Origin of the sequence: Pedobacter sp. N23S346 (genome assembly GCF_048515415.1) — a bacterium.
Classification (GTDB): domain Bacteria; phylum Bacteroidota; class Bacteroidia; order Sphingobacteriales; family Sphingobacteriaceae; genus Pedobacter.
In genome coordinates this window covers 184,786-199,558 of sequence record NZ_JBLYEE010000007.1, presented here as the reverse complement: position 1 = coordinate 199,558, position 14,773 = coordinate 184,786, and the positions used below count along the sequence as shown (strand labels likewise).

Sequence of the window (14,773 nt, the reverse complement as noted above, 5' to 3'; positions counted from 1 at the left end):
CTTTTTTTCTAACCAAATATAAACCTGTTATGAGCCAGGCTTTGTCTTTAATCCTCCGTCTAAAATTTATTTTTTAAGGAGAATGATTTATCTTTTTTTAATTGAATAAACATCGTCTCGTTTATTACTCTACAAATATAGTAAAAAAAATGATAGTGTAAAAAATACACTATGAAATTTTTATATATTTTTTTTGTCATTTTTTGTTTGTTGTAGTTTTTATGCTCGAATCCTCTGCTAAAACTGCCATGCTACGAATATACACTGAAAATGTGTTAAGTAAATGTTAAATTTTAGTAAAAAACAGATGTATGGTAGCTGTTTTTTTATAAAATTAGGGTTGTTTGATGATTAAATTTAATTTTAAGGTGATTTTAGTGTTATTTTTTTTGTAAAGACACTTTTTTGATAGATTATTTAAGTCTTATTTTATTTTTAAATCAAAATTATACTCCTTTTTATTAGTGAAATTTCTGTTTAAAATGAAAAAGCGACAAATGCCAATGGCATTGTCGCTTTTAAACTACTTAATTTAGCTTTGTAGCTGTTTTCTATTATAAACTAGCGTAGTATTCTACGAATTTAGCAAGTGCAGAAGAATATCCCCACTCGTTATCATACCATGAAACAACTTTTACGAAGTTATCATTTAATGAAATACCAGCTTTTGCATCGAAAATAGAAGCATGATCATCACCAATGAAGTCAGAAGATACCACCTCGTCTTCAGTGTAAGCCAATACGCCTTTTAATTCACCTTCAGAAGCAGCTTTCATTGCCGCTTTAATTTCTTCGTAAGTTGCTGCTTTTTCTAAGCGAACAGTTAAATCCACAACAGAAACGTCAGCTACTGGAACGCGGAAAGACATACCTGTTAATTTACCTTTTAATTCAGGTAATACCATACCTACTGCCTTAGCAGCACCAGTTGATGAAGGAATGATGTTAGAGAAACCACCACGTCCGCCTCTCCAGTCTTTAGCCGAAGGACCATCTACTGTTTTTTGAGTTGCAGTTACTGCGTGAATTGTACTCATTAAGCCTTCAACGATTCCGAAGTTATCATTTAATACCTTAGCGATTGGCGCTAAACAGTTGGTAGTACAAGATGCATTAGAAACGATAGTTTGATCTGCCGTTAATTTATCGTGGTTAACACCCATTACATAAGTAGGGATGTCGCTATCCTTAGCAGGAGCAGAGAAAACAACTTTTTTAGCACCAGCAGCGATGTGTTTTTCAGCATCAGCACGGGTTAAAAATAAACCAGTAGATTCGATTACTACTTCAACACCAACTGCATCCCATTTCAAGTCAGCAGGATTTCTTTCTGCAGTTACACGAATTGTTTTGCCATTAACGACTAAGTTACCATCTACAACTTCAATTGTGCCATCAAATTTACCGTGTGTTGTATCATATTTCAACATATAAGCCATGTAATCCGGCTCGATCAAATCGTTAATTGCTACAATATCTAATCCTCTTTTTAATGCGGCTCTGAAAACCAGTCTGCCGATACGGCCAAAGCCGTTTATTCCAATTTTGCTCATTGTTTTTGTTAATTAGTGTAATGTTTTAATAAATTTAATATGGGTTCTTTAATAATAGATTTTATTTTTAGTTGATGCCTTTCAGCTGCAAGTTGCAATCGATCTTCCAATTCTGCGGCCACTTTACCAACGAAGTGTAAATCTTCATTGTTATATTTTGCAACCACGGGTAATACGTAGGTTTGGAAATATTTCTCAAATCCCTCATCGATTAACCCAAGGATGTACTCATGTTTAATATTTTGAGTAAAAAAATCGAAGAAAGAAGTTAAAAAAATATTCGCCTGTGGCTTATTGTAAATTCTTTCTAAAATTTGAGGGCGATCCAGATTAAAATTCCTGATAAATTTTGTTTCCAGTTCTTCTGGCAATTGCTTACTTAAAAATTTCTTAAGAAGTATTTTTCCAAAATAGTTAGATGAACCTTCATCACCGAGTATGTATCCTAAGCCAAAATTGTTGTCAATCAATTTTTTACCTTCGAAATACGCACAGTTGGATCCACTTCCCAACATGCCTACTATTCCGGGTTGGTCGTAACAAGCAGCCTTAGCTGCACCGAACAAATCATTTTCGACAAAAACTTTACTGTATCTAAAAAATGATGATAAAGTTTCTGCAAGTTCATCTTTTCGATCTGCAGAAGACGCTCCTGCAGCAAAGAAATAAATCTTCTTGATATTTTCGGCATTGTTTACCAGCACAATTTTTTTATTCAGAATCTGAAGAATCATTTTCGGATCTACAAAGGTTGGATTAATGCCCGTTGTATTGCAATGCGCTACTACGTGTCCATTTCGTGTTAATTTCCAAAATGCGGTTCTTGATCCACTGTAAACAACTGCTACCATAAATTATATCGATAAAACTTCAGTCATTTCCATTAAGTCTGGTTCCAGTTTGAAACTATGTGCAGTAAGCGCCTCCGTAATACTGGTTAGCTTAATAGCATTACCATGTAAACCAACCATTTGCTCCGTTTCGCCTGCAATCAGTGCATTTACTGCGGCAAAGCCTAGTCTGCTTCCTAAAATACGGTCGAAACTGCTTGGACTTCCGCCTCTTTGCAAATGCCCCAGGATGGTTACTTTAGTATCGTAATGATCAAAAGTTTCCTTTACTTTTTTAGCAATATCGTAAGCGCCGCCCTGTTTATGTCCTTCAGCAACAATTACAATGCTGGATGATTTCTTAGTTGCTGCACCTAATGCCAGTTTAGTAATTAATTCATCTACACTGGTTGCTCTTTCTGGTAATAAAACAGCTTCTGCGCCACTTGCAATGGAACTTCTAAGTGCAATACAGCCAGAATCTCTTCCCATTACTTCAACAAAGAACAAACGATCATGTGCATCTGCAGTATCCCTGATTTTATCTATAGCTTCAATTACGGTATTAATAGCAGTATCATAGCCTAAAGTAAAGTCAGATCCAACTAAGTCATTATCAATCGTTCCTGGAATCCCGATTACTTTAACGCCAAAAGTTTCAGAAAAACGTTTTGCGCCGGTAAAAGTTCCATCTCCGCCGATAACCACTAAACCATCGATGTTATTTTTCTTTAAATTCTGATAGGCAATTTGCTGCCCTTCTTCTGTTTTAAATTCTAAACAGCGTGCAGTTTTTAATATGGTTCCCCCTAAGTGTAAAATATTACTTACAGATCGGGCATCCATTGGTTTTATATTGTCTGTGATCAATCCCTGGTAACCTTGCATCACACCAAACATATTGATGCCATGGTAAATTCCGGTACGAACAACAGCTCTGATTGCCGCATTCATTCCTGGGGCATCGCCACCAGAAGTAAGTACAGCTATATTTTTAATATTTGGCTCCATCTATGATACGAATATAGTGTGTAATTTTTACACTAAGTAATTTTTTTTATTTTTTTTACTTAATATTGAAAGTCATACCTTTATCTGCTTAAAATAACTAAATTTTACCTTGGAACAAATTTTACCTCATTTAGATTCAGTATTCTCGATAGATTGCGTTTTGTTTGGATTTGATGGTAAGGAATTAAAAATCTTACTTATCGAAAGAAATGAAGAACCATTTAAAGATTGGTGGGCTTTGCCCGGTAACATTGTTGGCGCAGATGAAAGTCTGGATCAATCGGCTTCTCGTATCCTTTATGAGTTAACGGGCTTACGTGGTATTTACATGGAGCAATATTATGCTTTTGGAGATCCGGGAAGGCACCCGCAAGGTAGGGTAATTACGCTGGCATATTATGCGCTGATTCGCTTGGGTGGTGAGAAGGAGCTTCGTCCGATTAGTACTTATGCTAAACGTGCGAACTGGTTGCCTATTACCGATTTGCCAAAACTGGCTTTCGATCACCAGAAGATTTATGATAAAGGGTTAGAAAAAATCAAAAGGAGGATTAAACATCAGCCAATTGCCTTTGAATTACTTCCTGAAAAATTTACCTTAACCCAATTGCAGCATGTGTATGAGTTAATCTTAGGTAAAAAACTCGATAAGCGGAACTTTAGAAAAAAGATTGTCAGTTTCGGTGTGCTTAAAGAATTAGATGAAAAGCAGAAAGGTGTTTCTTATCGTGCAGCAACACTGTATCGTTTTGATAAACGCAGATATGCAAAATTATTTGGTAAGGAGATTTCTTTTTAGGAGCGCGAAGAGTAAAGAGCAAGGAATAAAGAGCAAGGAATAAAGATTGAAGAGCAAGGAATAAGGAGCAAAGATTAAAGACCAGGTTGCCATATAAAAAAGGTCCCGATTGAATTTCAATAGGGACCTTTTTTATGGCTTTAAAGACTTTGGACTCATGACTTCAGACTAAAGACTCCAAACTCAGTACTAAAAACTAACCTTTCTTAGCGGCCTCTAAATGGTAGTGAACTAAATCATCTATAGGTGAGCGGATAATTTTACCAACGCCCATTTCATAACGATCTGCTACAATACTTAAAATATCACGGAAGCTGTAACCTACAGAACCAACACAATTTAATTTGTGGTCTTTGTAGTTTGGATAGTGAATCACCAATGCCTCGAAGAATGACGTGAAAGCATAATCTATTGTGCTGAATGCGTAGTCTTCGTAGTTATCTTTAAAATCGTATAAGAATTTACTAAAGCTAGCACAGAAACGGTTCGGCAATGGCTTGTTGTAAATATTATCGAAAATATCTTCGTTGGTTAAGGCATAGTTATCATAAAAAGCCTCACGTAAACCTTTCGGCATGTAACCTTTCATATAATCGCTCAAAATGCGTTTCCCAATGTAGGAACCGCTACCTTCATCACCCAAAAAGTAACCTAAAGAATCTATATTCAAGGTAATGTCGTTCCCGTCGTATAAACATGAGTTGGTACCTGTGCCTAAGATAGCAGCAAATCCTGGCTCGTTTCCAAGAAGTGCTCTGCAAGAGGCAAGTAGATCATGACCAACAAAGATTTCGGCATTAATGAAAACCTGTTTCATGGCATCAGCCACAATCTTTACGTTACCGGGGGTAGAACAACCAGCGCCATAATAATAAACAGCGGTTAGCTTTTCTCTTTCCAAGTGGTCTGGAAGTGTTTCGTTTAAAGATTTTACAATGTATTCTCCTTTTGAAAAATATGGATTGTAACCCTCGGTGTTAAAGTAAATTTTTCTGCCGGCCTCGTTAATCAGACACCAGTTTGTTTTGGTCGATCCACCGTCTGCAATTACTATCATTTTATTTATTTTTGGTTTTAGCACGATAAAAGTATAAAAACTCTTATATTTTGTATCCTTTTTTTTAATAATTTTTTAACAATTTATTGTTGTTGAAATTTAAGTGTGTAAAAAATACACTATATAGGGGCGTTAATCACGTTAAAAGCCTAATATTATACTAGAAAGGGCATTGGTCTTTTTTTTAACCGTCAAGAATATTTTACAATTTTAAGTCAAATGAATAATAACTTTTTAGATTTTAGAAGCGATACTGTAACCAAACCTACAGCTGGTATGCTGGATGCCATGATGAGTGCAAAGGTAGGTGATGATGTTTTTGGCGAGGATGAAACGGTGGCTGCCTTGGAGGAAAAGCTTTGCAATATCTTCAATATGGAAGCCGGGTTATTTTGTCCATCAGGGACGATGACAAACCAAATTGCCATTAAATGTTTCACTCAACCAATGGATGAAGTAATTTGCGACCAAACCGCACATGTTTACCGTTATGAAATTGGCGGAATTGCCTTTCACTCCGGCGCATCCGTGAGATTGCTTCACGGCGAAAGAGGGATTTTAACTCCAGAACTTATCGAGCCGGAAATTAATGAAGACAATATCCATTATCCGAACTCCAGCCTGGTCGTGCTGGAAAACACCGTGAACAAGGGTGGAGGAAAATGTTATGACCTCACTCAGATTGCACCCATCCATCATTTGTGTAATATTAAAGGTTTGAAACTTCATTTGGATGGCGCAAGGATTTTTAATGCCTTGGCTAAAACAGGTGATCAAGCACACGATTATGGTAAATACTTTGATGGCATTTCCGTTTGTTTATCTAAAGGACTTGGTGCACCAGTTGGATCAGTACTATTAGGCAGTAAAGATATGATCAGAAAGGCACGTAAACTGCGGAAAGCATTTGGCGGTGGAATGCGCCAGGCAGGGTTTTTAGCGGCCGCGGGGATTTATGCCCTAGATCATCATGTGGAAAGGTTAAAGGAAGACCATCAACATGCACACGCCCTGGCTACGGCATTATTAAGTACAAAGTATGTACTTTCTGTTTTGCCTGTTGAAACTAATATCGTAATCTTTGAAGTGGCAGCTGGAACTGCAGAAAAAGTGGTTCAGCAACTAAAAGAAAAGGGACTTTACTGCGGAACAACAAGCGCAAGCACGGTGAGGTTGGTAACGCACCTGGATCTTAGCCCAGCGATGATTGATCGTGCGATTGAAATAATATTACATTTGTAGTGAAGTCGGAAGTCTTTAGTCAGACGTCCGGAGTTTGCAACGCTTGATATACATTGTTTAAATAAAAAGGTGTTAAACGAATGAACCAAAAAGCCAATAAACCAATAACCAAAATACTAATAGCCAACCGTGGTGAGATTGCTTTGCGTATTATGCGTTCTGCAAAAGAAATGGGGATAAAAACTGTTGCTGTATTTTCTGAAGCGGATCGCAATGCACTGCATGTTCGTTATGCTGATGAGGCGATTTGTATTGGTCCGGCGCCATCAAACCAAAGCTATTTAGTTGGAGAAAAAATTATTGATGCATGCAAAATAACTGGTGCAGATGCCATTCATCCAGGCTATGGTTTCTTATCTGAAAATGCTGCCTTTGCGCAAAAGGTAGCCGATGCAGGGTTAATCTTAATCGGGCCATCTGCAGAAGCCATGGAGATCATGGGAAATAAATTATCAGCGAAAGCGGCAGCATTAAAATATAATATCCCAATGGTTCCGGGAACGGAAGAAGCCATTACTGATTTAAATGAAGCAAAGAAAAGAGCTGTTGAAGTTGGCTTCCCCATCCTGATCAAAGCGGCTGCGGGTGGTGGCGGAAAAGGAATGCGGATTGTAGAAAGTGTTGACGATTTTGAAGAGCAGATGGACCTGGCCGTAAGCGAGGCAACTTCTGCCTTTGGCGATGGTGCAGTGTTTATTGAGCGATATGTTACCTCCCCACGGCATATCGAAATTCAGGTTCTTGGTGATCAGTATGGAAACATTGTCCATCTTTTTGAACGGGAGTGTTCTGTGCAGCGCCGCCATCAAAAGGTTGTGGAAGAGGCACCTTCATCGGTATTAACGCCAGAAATTCGCGAGAAAATGGGAAAATGCGCAGTAGATGTTGCACGTTCCGTTAATTATACCGGCGCCGGAACAGTGGAATTTATTTTAGATGAAAACCTCGATTTTTTCTTCCTCGAAATGAATACCCGATTGCAGGTAGAGCATCCGGTTACGGAATTGATTACGGGTATAGATTTGGTTAAAGAACAAATAAAAATTGCTGCTGGTGAGCCATTAAGTTTCCGTCAGGAAGATTTGAAAGTTAGCGGTCATGCGGTTGAGCTTCGCGTTTACGCAGAAGATCCGAACAACAACTTTCTGCCAGATATTGGCGTGCTCCAAACCTATAAAACTCCGAAAGGAAACGGTGTACGGGTTGATGATGGCTTTGAGCAAGGAATGGAAATCCCGATTTATTATGATCCGATGATTGCTAAACTGATTACATATGGTAAGGATAGGGAAGAGGCGATCGCCAGAATGGTTAGGGCAATAGAAGAATATGAGATTACAGGGATAGAAACTACCCTTGCTTTTGGTAAGTTTGTAATGCAGCATGAAGCTTTTAAAACTGGAAATTTCGATACTCATTTTGTGTCTAAATATTTTAAACCAGATAAAAATAAGCTTGTAAATGATGATGAAGTATTAATTGCTGCTGTTATCGCTGCAAAGTTTTTTCAGAAAAATGTTTTGAGTGTGGAACAGGAACAGGTTACCCAACAATCATCAAACTGGAGAAAAAATAGATTAGAATATTAATATTGGTTTCTTAATTTCTAACATAGTTTAGAATCTTAAGGTGACCTCAACAATTATAAATCATGTTTACTGGAATTATAGAAACGCTGGGCGAGGTTACCGCCATCAAAAACGATCATACCAACATTCATTTTACCATTTCATCGGCCATTAGCCACGAATTAAAGATCGACCAAAGTGTGGCGCACAATGGCGTTTGCCTCACAGTGGTATCTTTAGCTGATGGTGCGCATACGGTTACGGCCATTGATGAAACCTTAAATAAAACCAGCATAGGTAATTTAAAAGTAGGAAGCCGGGTAAATCTGGAACGTTGCATGCAAATGAATGCCCGTTTGGATGGTCATATTGTTCAGGGGCATGTAGATCAAACTGCCGTTTGTGTTAAAAGAGCAGAATTAGATGGTAGCTGGGAATATCGTTTCAAATATGATAGTAGTTCTGGGAATGTAACGGTAGAAAAAGGTTCTGCTTGCGTAAATGGAATCAGTTTAACCGTTGTCAATTCTACAACAGATGAGTTTTCTGTTTTCATCATTCCCTACACCTTCGAACACACCAATTTGCAGGAAGTTCAGGTGGGCGACACAGTAAACCTGGAATTTGACATTATTGGAAAATACGTTGCCAGGTTGATGAATAAGTAGGAACGGAAACCCCCTTTAATACGAACCGTCCTTCTGAACTTGATTCAGTATCAACCAAGATAGGTGCTGAACTAAATTTACTGCGTAGCTTTCCGCTGCGCTACAGGTCAGCATGACGAATGGGTTAGTAAATCCCTCTAGGAAGTCCCTTTTGCAATAAATCGTCCTCCTGAACTTGATTCAGGACCTTACCTGGATAGGTGCTGAACTAAATTTACTGCGTAGCTTTCCGCTGCGCTACAGGTCAGCATGACGAATGGGTTAGTTCATCCCTCGAGGAAATCCCTTTTGCGACGAATCGTCCTCCTGAACTTGATTCAGGATCTTACTTAGATAGGTGCTGAACTAAATTTACTGCGTAGCTTTCCGCTTCGCTACAGGTCAGCATGACGTGTTTTAAACTTGCAAGTTGGTATTGTTTTGAATATAAAAATTAATGCTTTAATATTGCAGCTTTGGTGGTTGATGTCTTATATCAACCTTATTTCATTGCAGATATAGATTAGGATGTACAGTAAAGATGAGGCCGCCCGGTTAAGGCAGCAATTTTGGATCAGTTTCGGGCAATACATGAAGCCTGTTCCTTCAGCAAGTGGAAGCACTGTACACTGGATTAATTACAAAACTGGCGTAAAAAACATCATTTTTAAAATGGATGTGGATAGCAAAAAGGCAAGTATCGCCATTCAGTTAAGCCATCCAGATCCGGAGATTCGCCACCTGATTTTTGATCAGTTTGAAGAGTTTAAGCTCATGTTCACCAATACAGTAGGCCAAGAATGGGACTGGCAAAGAGATTTTACGGATGAATATGGCAAAACAATTAGTCAGATTTCAGTCACCTTAACTGGAGTAAGCATCTTTAATCAACAACACTGGCCTGAACTGATTTCATTCTTCAAGCCAAGAATTATTGCGCTTGATGATTTCTGGGATAATGTTAAACCAGTTTTCGAAGACCTGGTTTAGTCAGCCAGGTTTAGCTGCGCAATCCGGTCTTTTGTAAATTTGATCTCTTCCTTATCATCGGCTGCATTAGGTTTGCTTTTGAGGTAAAGTTGATAGTAATTAAGTGCAGCTTTTCGCTGATTAAGTTTGGTGTCATAAAGTGTAGCCAGGCGATAATAAATGGTCGGGTTGGCTTTAAACTGCAAGCCTTTTTTATAGGCTGAATTTGCTAATGCAAACTGACTGTTCTCTTCGTATACCAGCCCCAATAGCACATAATAACTTGTCGTGTTTGGTGAGATTGCCTCATCAATTGTTTTCTTAGCATAAACGGCAGCCATTTTATAATTCTTTAAGTAGCGAAAACTTAAACTGGTAAAGTATAAAGTATTTTCGTTCTGCATCAGCAGGTTTTCGAGCAGCGAAAAAAGTTTGATCGCTTTGTTATAGTTTTTTGTATAATAATAAGCTTTAGCCACATCTTTAATTACCGCCGCATCCATTCCATCTTTCATTAATCTTTCTCCTGAATTAATTACTTCCTGATATTTTTTTAATTGATTAGCGACTGGAAGTTTCGCCCGCTGTAATACCAGATTCTCGCTATCAGCTTTAATTGCAATGTTAAGAACCTCATAGGCCTTATCATAATTTTGGGAAACGGCATGTACTTCAGCCAGGTCAGCGGCAATATCTCCCTCACCAGGGTTAATTTGATTGGCTTTTAACAGGTAAACAAATCTTAAAGAATCTTTTAGGGATGGGTATAAGTTGGTGAGCAGCTTATAAACATTAAAATTATTGCTGTCGATTTTTGCAATTTCACCGTAATACTTCTTCGCTTTATCGTTATTGCCACGTTTGGTACTAATATTACCCAGGCTGAAAAGAATTGGTAAACTATGTGGCTGTATTTGGTAGGCCTTGCTATAATATTTTTCTGCCTCTACATTATTTCCGGCCATTAAAAAGCAATAGCCGATCTGTGTTAATGCTTTTATATCCTGTGTGTCATCATTGAAGATACTTTTTAGGTAAACTGCTGCATCGGCATACCGCTGACTTTGATATAAATCAAACAACTTATCTTTATCTATAACTGGCGTATTTTGTGCATAACAAAACGCTGAAAGAAAAAATAATAGTAAGCATGTACAAAGATTTTTCATAACCATAAATATTTTAAACTAATTTATTAGTTGTTTTTGATTATTCCAAATCTATATGGAAGAATAGGTAAATAAAACAAATTGAAGACGAGTGGGTTTATAAAGGTAACAGTATAAAAATTTAAAAATAAGAAGCTATGAATACCTTACAGAAATTCGAATTGATGGAAAAAATTGTGCGTGAATTAGAGGATTTACAGAACTCCCAAACCGCACTTATTCAAAAGATTGGTAAAATTGAAGTTGACAATATCGAACTAGGCGATGGCAGGTTGGAAAAAGATTTACCAGATATTCACCAAAATTTAGCTGATAACTTAGATACTATCTCAGGAATTTTAGATTACTTTGCAGGTAAGACACAAAATTTTGGCGATAAGAACAATGTTGATGCCTTGAAAGAACAAGAAGCAATCAACAATGCGACTAGCTAATTAACTTTAACCCTATTTAATATGAAATCTTTATCATTAACTGTTGCCTGTTTATTTGTATGCTTTTTTGCAAGCGCACAGGTATTACCAACCTTCCAGCTAGGTTTAAAAGCCGGAGCAAATTTTTCAAAGTTTGATAGCGATAACACTTTTAGTAGTGATAACCGCGCTGGTTTTTATGGCGGTTTATGGGCGAGGATTGGTGGTGCAGGCGTTCATTTTCAACCAGAACTTTACATCTCTGGTAAGAAAACGAATTTAGTTAGTGATGCAACAGGCCAGGTAAACAAAGTGAGTTTTACCAGTTTGGATGTTCCATTATTGGTTGGAACTAAAATTGGTGCCTTGGGCGTTGGCGTTAGGTTAAATACAGGTCCAATGGTTTCATTTATCTTAGATGAGAAACAAAGTTTTGGTCAGGCTACCGGAAATGTTTTTAACGGAAACTTTAAAAACCAGGCATTTGCATGGCAGTTTGGCGCAGCACTTGATATTAAGAAATTAAGTATTGATGCACGTTACGAATTGGGCTTGTCTAAATTAAATAAAGATGGTTATCCTGGAACAAAGTTGAACTTGTTCACTGTTGGTTTAGGATATAGAATTTTTTAATCTGATATTAAATTATCAGTATATAAGAGGGCAGACATTTGATCTGCCCTTTTTTTATGGCGTTTTTTCTGTATCTATTTCCGTAAGCTCATAAGCATATGATCCATTTTTAGGGATGATGGGCGTTTCCCTGCCGATACTTAAAGCCTTGATGTAAGATGCACCAAAATAGAAGATGAGTGAAGAGTAAAATACAAAAAGCATAATTACGATAATTGATCCTGCTGAACCATAGATATTGCTAATGTTGCTTAGTGGCAATAGAATTCTCAAAATGTATTTGCCGGCAGTAAACAAACAGCCAGTAAGTAATCCGCCAGAAAATGCCGCTTTCCAGGTAGGTCTGCCATTGGTTAAGAATCTGAATAACATAGTAAACCACGTGGTTACGATAATTACAAAAATAATCTGGTTCAGTATTGAGGTAAGAATGAGGCCAAAAGATGGTGAATTTGTTTTCAAATAAGCACCAATAATTGCCTGAACACTATCAGCTAATAAGCCGATAAAAAATAAGATTCCAGCGAATAAAATGATCGTCATGGATATGGCTCTTGATTTCAAAGTTGCTAATATTCCTTTTTTATCCTTCTGTCCAATGTTCCAGATTTGTTCTAAAGAATTTTTAATCACATTAAAAAGCGTGGTTGCCACAAAAAGAAAAAAGACGAAACTAAACAAGGTAATATACCAGGCCTGATCAATTCCCCTGATATTTCTAAGGGTCAACTTAATTTGTTTGATACTATCCTCATCAAGGATATTAGCCAGCCGCTGAAAAATATTGGTGAATAGTGTACGCCTGTCAGTAAAAAGCCCGAATAAGCGAATTAGAATAATTAGTATTGGAGGTAATGCAAAGTTGGTAAAGAAAGCAGTAGCTCCTGCTAAGCGTAAAGGATCATTTTGTTGAAATAAAACAAATGCATTTCTCCCGGTTAAGAAAAAAAAACGTAATTCATCCTTTAGTTTTGACAGCATGTTCGATTAATAAAGGGTCGAAAATAATCAAAATACTTTATTTCGTTCTATTTGTATATAGATTGTTATTGATCGAACTTTTTAAATACCAATAGTTTCTTATCTCCATTTAAGAGCTGAAGTTCGCTATCTGTTATTTTGGCTCCGGTTACCTGATTAATGGCTTGCATATAAGCCCGTTCGGCCGCATCTGTTTCCTGGCAGAACATTCTGGTACTGAAAATATCTTTCAATGAAATTTTTTGTTCTTTAACTTCTATCTTGCCGCCATAGCTGTTGCAAAATGATTTACCACTTACCTTTAAACTATCGCCAAAAATGAGCGTTGCTTTTGAGCTTGGCGGAAGTGTTAAGCCGGGTAATTCAGTTAATTCCCACTTGGTGTTGGTTAATTTTTTAGGGTCATTTTTTTCTAAACAGGCACTAAAAAGGCAAAGGATCATTCCGAAGATGAATAAATTTTTCATAGGTTTTGTAATTTGGAAAACATCAACAATAATTAATCCAATAAGTATTACCAAGTATGCGGTTCTCTCTCACCTACGTTTAAGTATGTTAATAAAGGTTGAAGATGACTGATTTTTATCAGGCTTTTGGTTTTAAAAAATCACCATCAATAATCAATAACTTTACTCCCCCGGCAGATATAGACCTGTGGCTGCTTAAATCATCTGATACCACATAAGTCATTCCCTTTGATAAGCTAAAGGTGCTTCCATCCTCCATTTCGCTCACAAAACTTCCTTCAAGGCATTGTACAATATGCCCTTTTAAACACCAATGGTCTGCAAGGTAATCTGGCGAATATTCTACGATTCTGATTCTTAAACCATCAAAATTTAGGGTTTGCCACGTAGCTATACCCCTTGTGCCTATATGTTCAGTTTTTTCAACCTGATTCCAGTCAATACTGGTAAATGGAATGGTATACATCTTGTTTTGGTGTTGGATAAGGAAGTTATGATCATTTCATATGTAATATATTGGCATGAACATGCTCCATGTTAATCTTCAATTCTACATAAAAATCATATAAAGTTGAAAATTTAATCGGAGGAAAGAAATAAAGGTAATAAATTAGCAAAAAAAAGCAAGAACCTTAAGTCTATGAAAATTACTGTATTAGCCATTTTACTTTCCGTTAGCTTATTTGCTTGTAAACCGGGTAAATTAGAAACTGTTTACACACCAAAAGCATATGCAAATGATGATTTTAATGAGTTTCCAAAAGTTAAAAATCAAACCTTAAATATTGTAACCATTGAGCCTGAAACTCCGGAAGGCAAAGAAAGTTATGCCATAACTTTTAAAGATACAACGGTGGCTGTTCAGGATAACCCGAAGCCATTGGCCAATAAGTTTAAGGAAGCAAGATTTATCAATACCCAAAAAACGGCGGCATTGGTTCAGGTAGAGGATGGTACGGGTCTGGTTTCTCCATTTTATGTGGTTTCGTTAACAGATGGAAAAGTGAGCGTAACGAGTTTGGATAGGGCATCGAATGGTAAAAACGATAAAAAATATACAAAAGGTATACAGGAAATGAGCCTGAGTAATATAATAGTAAACAATGATTTTGCCATCGCACTGGTAAATGGAAAGATTTATCCTATAAAAAGACAGCAGGAGGGAGAGCGTATTCAAGGTGATTTTTTATTTAATTCTTCTGATAAAAAAACGTTGGTTTTTGTAACCAACAATTCACTTTACCAGGTAAATTATCGTACTGGCGAAACCAATAACCTTGCGCTTCCTGCAAAAGTTGCTCAGTCTGAAAATGTGGCAAATGAAATCAGACAGGGTTACAGCTGGGCCACCAATGCTAAGGGAACATCATTCTTAAAGCAAAATCCTGATGATAACCGGATTGTTGACATCAGCGAATTTAAGAAATAGATTAA

The 14,773-nt window shown here is 37.2% G+C and carries 16 protein-coding genes; 8 read left to right on the top strand and 8 right to left on the bottom strand.

From position 1 onward, the window contains the following. Nucleotides 1-554: 554 nt before the first annotated feature. From gap to pfkA, 3 genes are read right to left on the bottom strand one after another with little or no spacing between them, the layout of a single operon-like run. The gene (gene gap / locus ACN1CD_RS14265) at nt 555-1,553 is read right to left on the bottom strand and encodes a type I glyceraldehyde-3-phosphate dehydrogenase (protein ID WP_154279720.1); all 999 of its coding nucleotides are present in this window, start codon (nt 1,551-1,553) and stop codon (nt 555-557) included. 8 nt (nt 1,554-1,561) lie between these two features. Continuing rightward, the gene (locus ACN1CD_RS14260) at nt 1,562-2,404 is read right to left on the bottom strand and encodes a hypothetical protein (protein ID WP_419131052.1); all 843 of its coding nucleotides are present in this window, start codon (nt 2,402-2,404) and stop codon (nt 1,562-1,564) included. Between the two features lie 3 nt (nt 2,405-2,407). Then, nucleotides 2,408-3,394, bottom strand: a complete 987-nt coding sequence (gene pfkA, locus ACN1CD_RS14255; RefSeq protein ID WP_419131051.1) for a 6-phosphofructokinase — start codon at nt 3,392-3,394, stop codon at nt 2,408-2,410. A 109-nt stretch (nt 3,395-3,503) separates the two neighbouring features. Between pfkA and ACN1CD_RS14250 the strand changes: the two genes are divergently transcribed. Further along, nucleotides 3,504-4,193, top strand: a complete 690-nt coding sequence (locus ACN1CD_RS14250; protein WP_419131050.1) for an NUDIX hydrolase — start codon at nt 3,504-3,506, stop codon at nt 4,191-4,193. A gap of 196 nt (nt 4,194-4,389) precedes the next feature. Here the strand turns inward: ACN1CD_RS14250 and ACN1CD_RS14245 are convergent, their stop codons facing one another. After that, nucleotides 4,390-5,250 carry a BadF/BadG/BcrA/BcrD ATPase family protein gene (locus ACN1CD_RS14245; RefSeq protein ID WP_419131049.1) on the bottom strand — a complete coding sequence of 287 codons (861 nt, stop codon included), beginning with the start codon at nt 5,248-5,250 and terminating at the stop codon, nt 4,390-4,392. Between the two features lie 219 nt (nt 5,251-5,469). Here ACN1CD_RS14245 and ACN1CD_RS14240 point away from each other — a divergent pair, with 219 nt between their 5' ends. The 4 genes from ACN1CD_RS14240 to ACN1CD_RS14225 all read left to right on the top strand — a co-directional run bounded on the left by ACN1CD_RS14240 (nt 5,470) and on the right by ACN1CD_RS14225 (nt 9,697). Continuing rightward, on the top strand, nt 5,470-6,492 hold the full coding sequence (locus tag ACN1CD_RS14240) for a threonine aldolase family protein (RefSeq protein WP_419131048.1): 1,023 nt from the start codon (nt 5,470-5,472) through the stop codon (nt 6,490-6,492). Between the two features lie 80 nt (nt 6,493-6,572). Beyond that, on the top strand, nt 6,573-8,081 hold the full coding sequence (accC, locus tag ACN1CD_RS14235) for an acetyl-CoA carboxylase biotin carboxylase subunit (RefSeq protein ID WP_419131047.1): 1,509 nt from the start codon (nt 6,573-6,575) through the stop codon (nt 8,079-8,081). A 62-nt stretch (nt 8,082-8,143) separates the two neighbouring features. Then, complete coding sequence (locus ACN1CD_RS14230) at nt 8,144-8,728, top strand: riboflavin synthase (protein ID WP_419131046.1); 585 nt, start codon at nt 8,144-8,146, stop codon at nt 8,726-8,728. Nucleotides 8,729-9,235: 507 nt separating this feature from the next. Beyond that, nucleotides 9,236-9,697 carry a DUF4268 domain-containing protein gene (locus ACN1CD_RS14225; RefSeq protein WP_419131045.1) on the top strand — a complete coding sequence of 154 codons (462 nt, stop codon included), beginning with the start codon at nt 9,236-9,238 and terminating at the stop codon, nt 9,695-9,697. Here the strand turns inward: ACN1CD_RS14225 and ACN1CD_RS14220 are convergent. Next, a complete protein-coding gene (locus tag ACN1CD_RS14220; RefSeq protein WP_419131044.1) occupies nt 9,694-10,845 on the bottom strand; it encodes a tetratricopeptide repeat protein in 1,152 nt (383 codons plus the stop codon). The genes ACN1CD_RS14225 and ACN1CD_RS14220 overlap by 4 nt on opposite strands. A gap of 137 nt (nt 10,846-10,982) precedes the next feature. Here ACN1CD_RS14220 and ACN1CD_RS14215 point away from each other — a divergent pair, with 137 nt between their 5' ends. Continuing rightward, nucleotides 10,983-11,279 (top strand): hypothetical protein, encoded by a 297-nt coding sequence (locus ACN1CD_RS14215; protein WP_029283053.1) that lies wholly within the window; start codon nt 10,983-10,985, stop codon nt 11,277-11,279. 21 nt (nt 11,280-11,300) lie between these two features. Further along, nucleotides 11,301-11,891: a porin family protein gene (locus ACN1CD_RS14210; RefSeq protein WP_419131043.1), complete on the top strand. Its 591-nt coding sequence runs from the start codon at nt 11,301-11,303 to the stop codon at nt 11,889-11,891. 54 nt (nt 11,892-11,945) lie between these two features. Here the strand turns inward: ACN1CD_RS14210 and ACN1CD_RS14205 are convergent, their stop codons facing one another. From ACN1CD_RS14205 to ACN1CD_RS14195, 3 genes are all read right to left on the bottom strand, one after another. Then, nucleotides 11,946-12,872: a YihY/virulence factor BrkB family protein gene (locus ACN1CD_RS14205; RefSeq protein WP_419131042.1), complete on the bottom strand. Its 927-nt coding sequence runs from the start codon at nt 12,870-12,872 to the stop codon at nt 11,946-11,948. A gap of 65 nt (nt 12,873-12,937) precedes the next feature. Then, nucleotides 12,938-13,339 (bottom strand): META domain-containing protein, encoded by a 402-nt coding sequence (locus ACN1CD_RS14200; RefSeq protein ID WP_419131041.1) that lies wholly within the window; start codon nt 13,337-13,339, stop codon nt 12,938-12,940. 118 nt (nt 13,340-13,457) lie between these two features. Then, complete coding sequence (locus ACN1CD_RS14195; RefSeq protein ID WP_419131040.1) at nt 13,458-13,805, bottom strand: DHCW motif cupin fold protein; 348 nt, start codon at nt 13,803-13,805, stop codon at nt 13,458-13,460. A 174-nt stretch (nt 13,806-13,979) separates the two neighbouring features. Between ACN1CD_RS14195 and ACN1CD_RS14190 the strand changes: the two genes are divergently transcribed. After that, on the top strand, nt 13,980-14,768 hold the full coding sequence (locus ACN1CD_RS14190; protein ID WP_419131039.1) for a hypothetical protein: 789 nt from the start codon (nt 13,980-13,982) through the stop codon (nt 14,766-14,768). Nucleotides 14,769-14,773: the final 5 nt, after the last annotated feature.

Excerpts from the sequence above, each read along its gene's own strand:
- gap (WP_154279720.1), bottom strand. The coding sequence starts at position 1,553 with ATGAGCAAAATTGGAATAAACGGCTTTGGCCGTATCGGCAGACTGGTT.
- ACN1CD_RS14260 (WP_419131052.1), bottom strand. The coding sequence starts at position 2,404 with ATGGTAGCAGTTGTTTACAGTGGATCAAGAACCGCATTTTGGAAATTA.
- pfkA (WP_419131051.1), bottom strand. The coding sequence starts at position 3,394 with ATGGAGCCAAATATTAAAAATATAGCTGTACTTACTTCTGGTGGCGAT.
- ACN1CD_RS14245 (WP_419131049.1), bottom strand. The coding sequence starts at position 5,250 with ATGATAGTAATTGCAGACGGTGGATCGACCAAAACAAACTGGTGTCTG.
- ACN1CD_RS14240 (WP_419131048.1), top strand. The coding sequence starts at position 5,470 with ATGAATAATAACTTTTTAGATTTTAGAAGCGATACTGTAACCAAACCT.
- accC (WP_419131047.1), top strand. The coding sequence starts at position 6,573 with ATGAACCAAAAAGCCAATAAACCAATAACCAAAATACTAATAGCCAAC.
- ACN1CD_RS14230 (WP_419131046.1), top strand. The coding sequence starts at position 8,144 with ATGTTTACTGGAATTATAGAAACGCTGGGCGAGGTTACCGCCATCAAA.
- ACN1CD_RS14225 (WP_419131045.1), top strand. The coding sequence starts at position 9,236 with ATGTACAGTAAAGATGAGGCCGCCCGGTTAAGGCAGCAATTTTGGATC.
- ACN1CD_RS14220 (WP_419131044.1), bottom strand. The coding sequence starts at position 10,845 with ATGAAAAATCTTTGTACATGCTTACTATTATTTTTTCTTTCAGCGTTT.
- ACN1CD_RS14215 (WP_029283053.1), top strand. The coding sequence starts at position 10,983 with ATGAATACCTTACAGAAATTCGAATTGATGGAAAAAATTGTGCGTGAA.
- ACN1CD_RS14210 (WP_419131043.1), top strand. The coding sequence starts at position 11,301 with ATGAAATCTTTATCATTAACTGTTGCCTGTTTATTTGTATGCTTTTTT.
- ACN1CD_RS14205 (WP_419131042.1), bottom strand. The coding sequence starts at position 12,872 with ATGCTGTCAAAACTAAAGGATGAATTACGTTTTTTTTTCTTAACCGGG.
- ACN1CD_RS14200 (WP_419131041.1), bottom strand. The coding sequence starts at position 13,339 with ATGAAAAATTTATTCATCTTCGGAATGATCCTTTGCCTTTTTAGTGCC.
- ACN1CD_RS14195 (WP_419131040.1), bottom strand. The coding sequence starts at position 13,805 with ATGTATACCATTCCATTTACCAGTATTGACTGGAATCAGGTTGAAAAA.
- ACN1CD_RS14190 (WP_419131039.1), top strand. The coding sequence starts at position 13,980 with ATGAAAATTACTGTATTAGCCATTTTACTTTCCGTTAGCTTATTTGCT.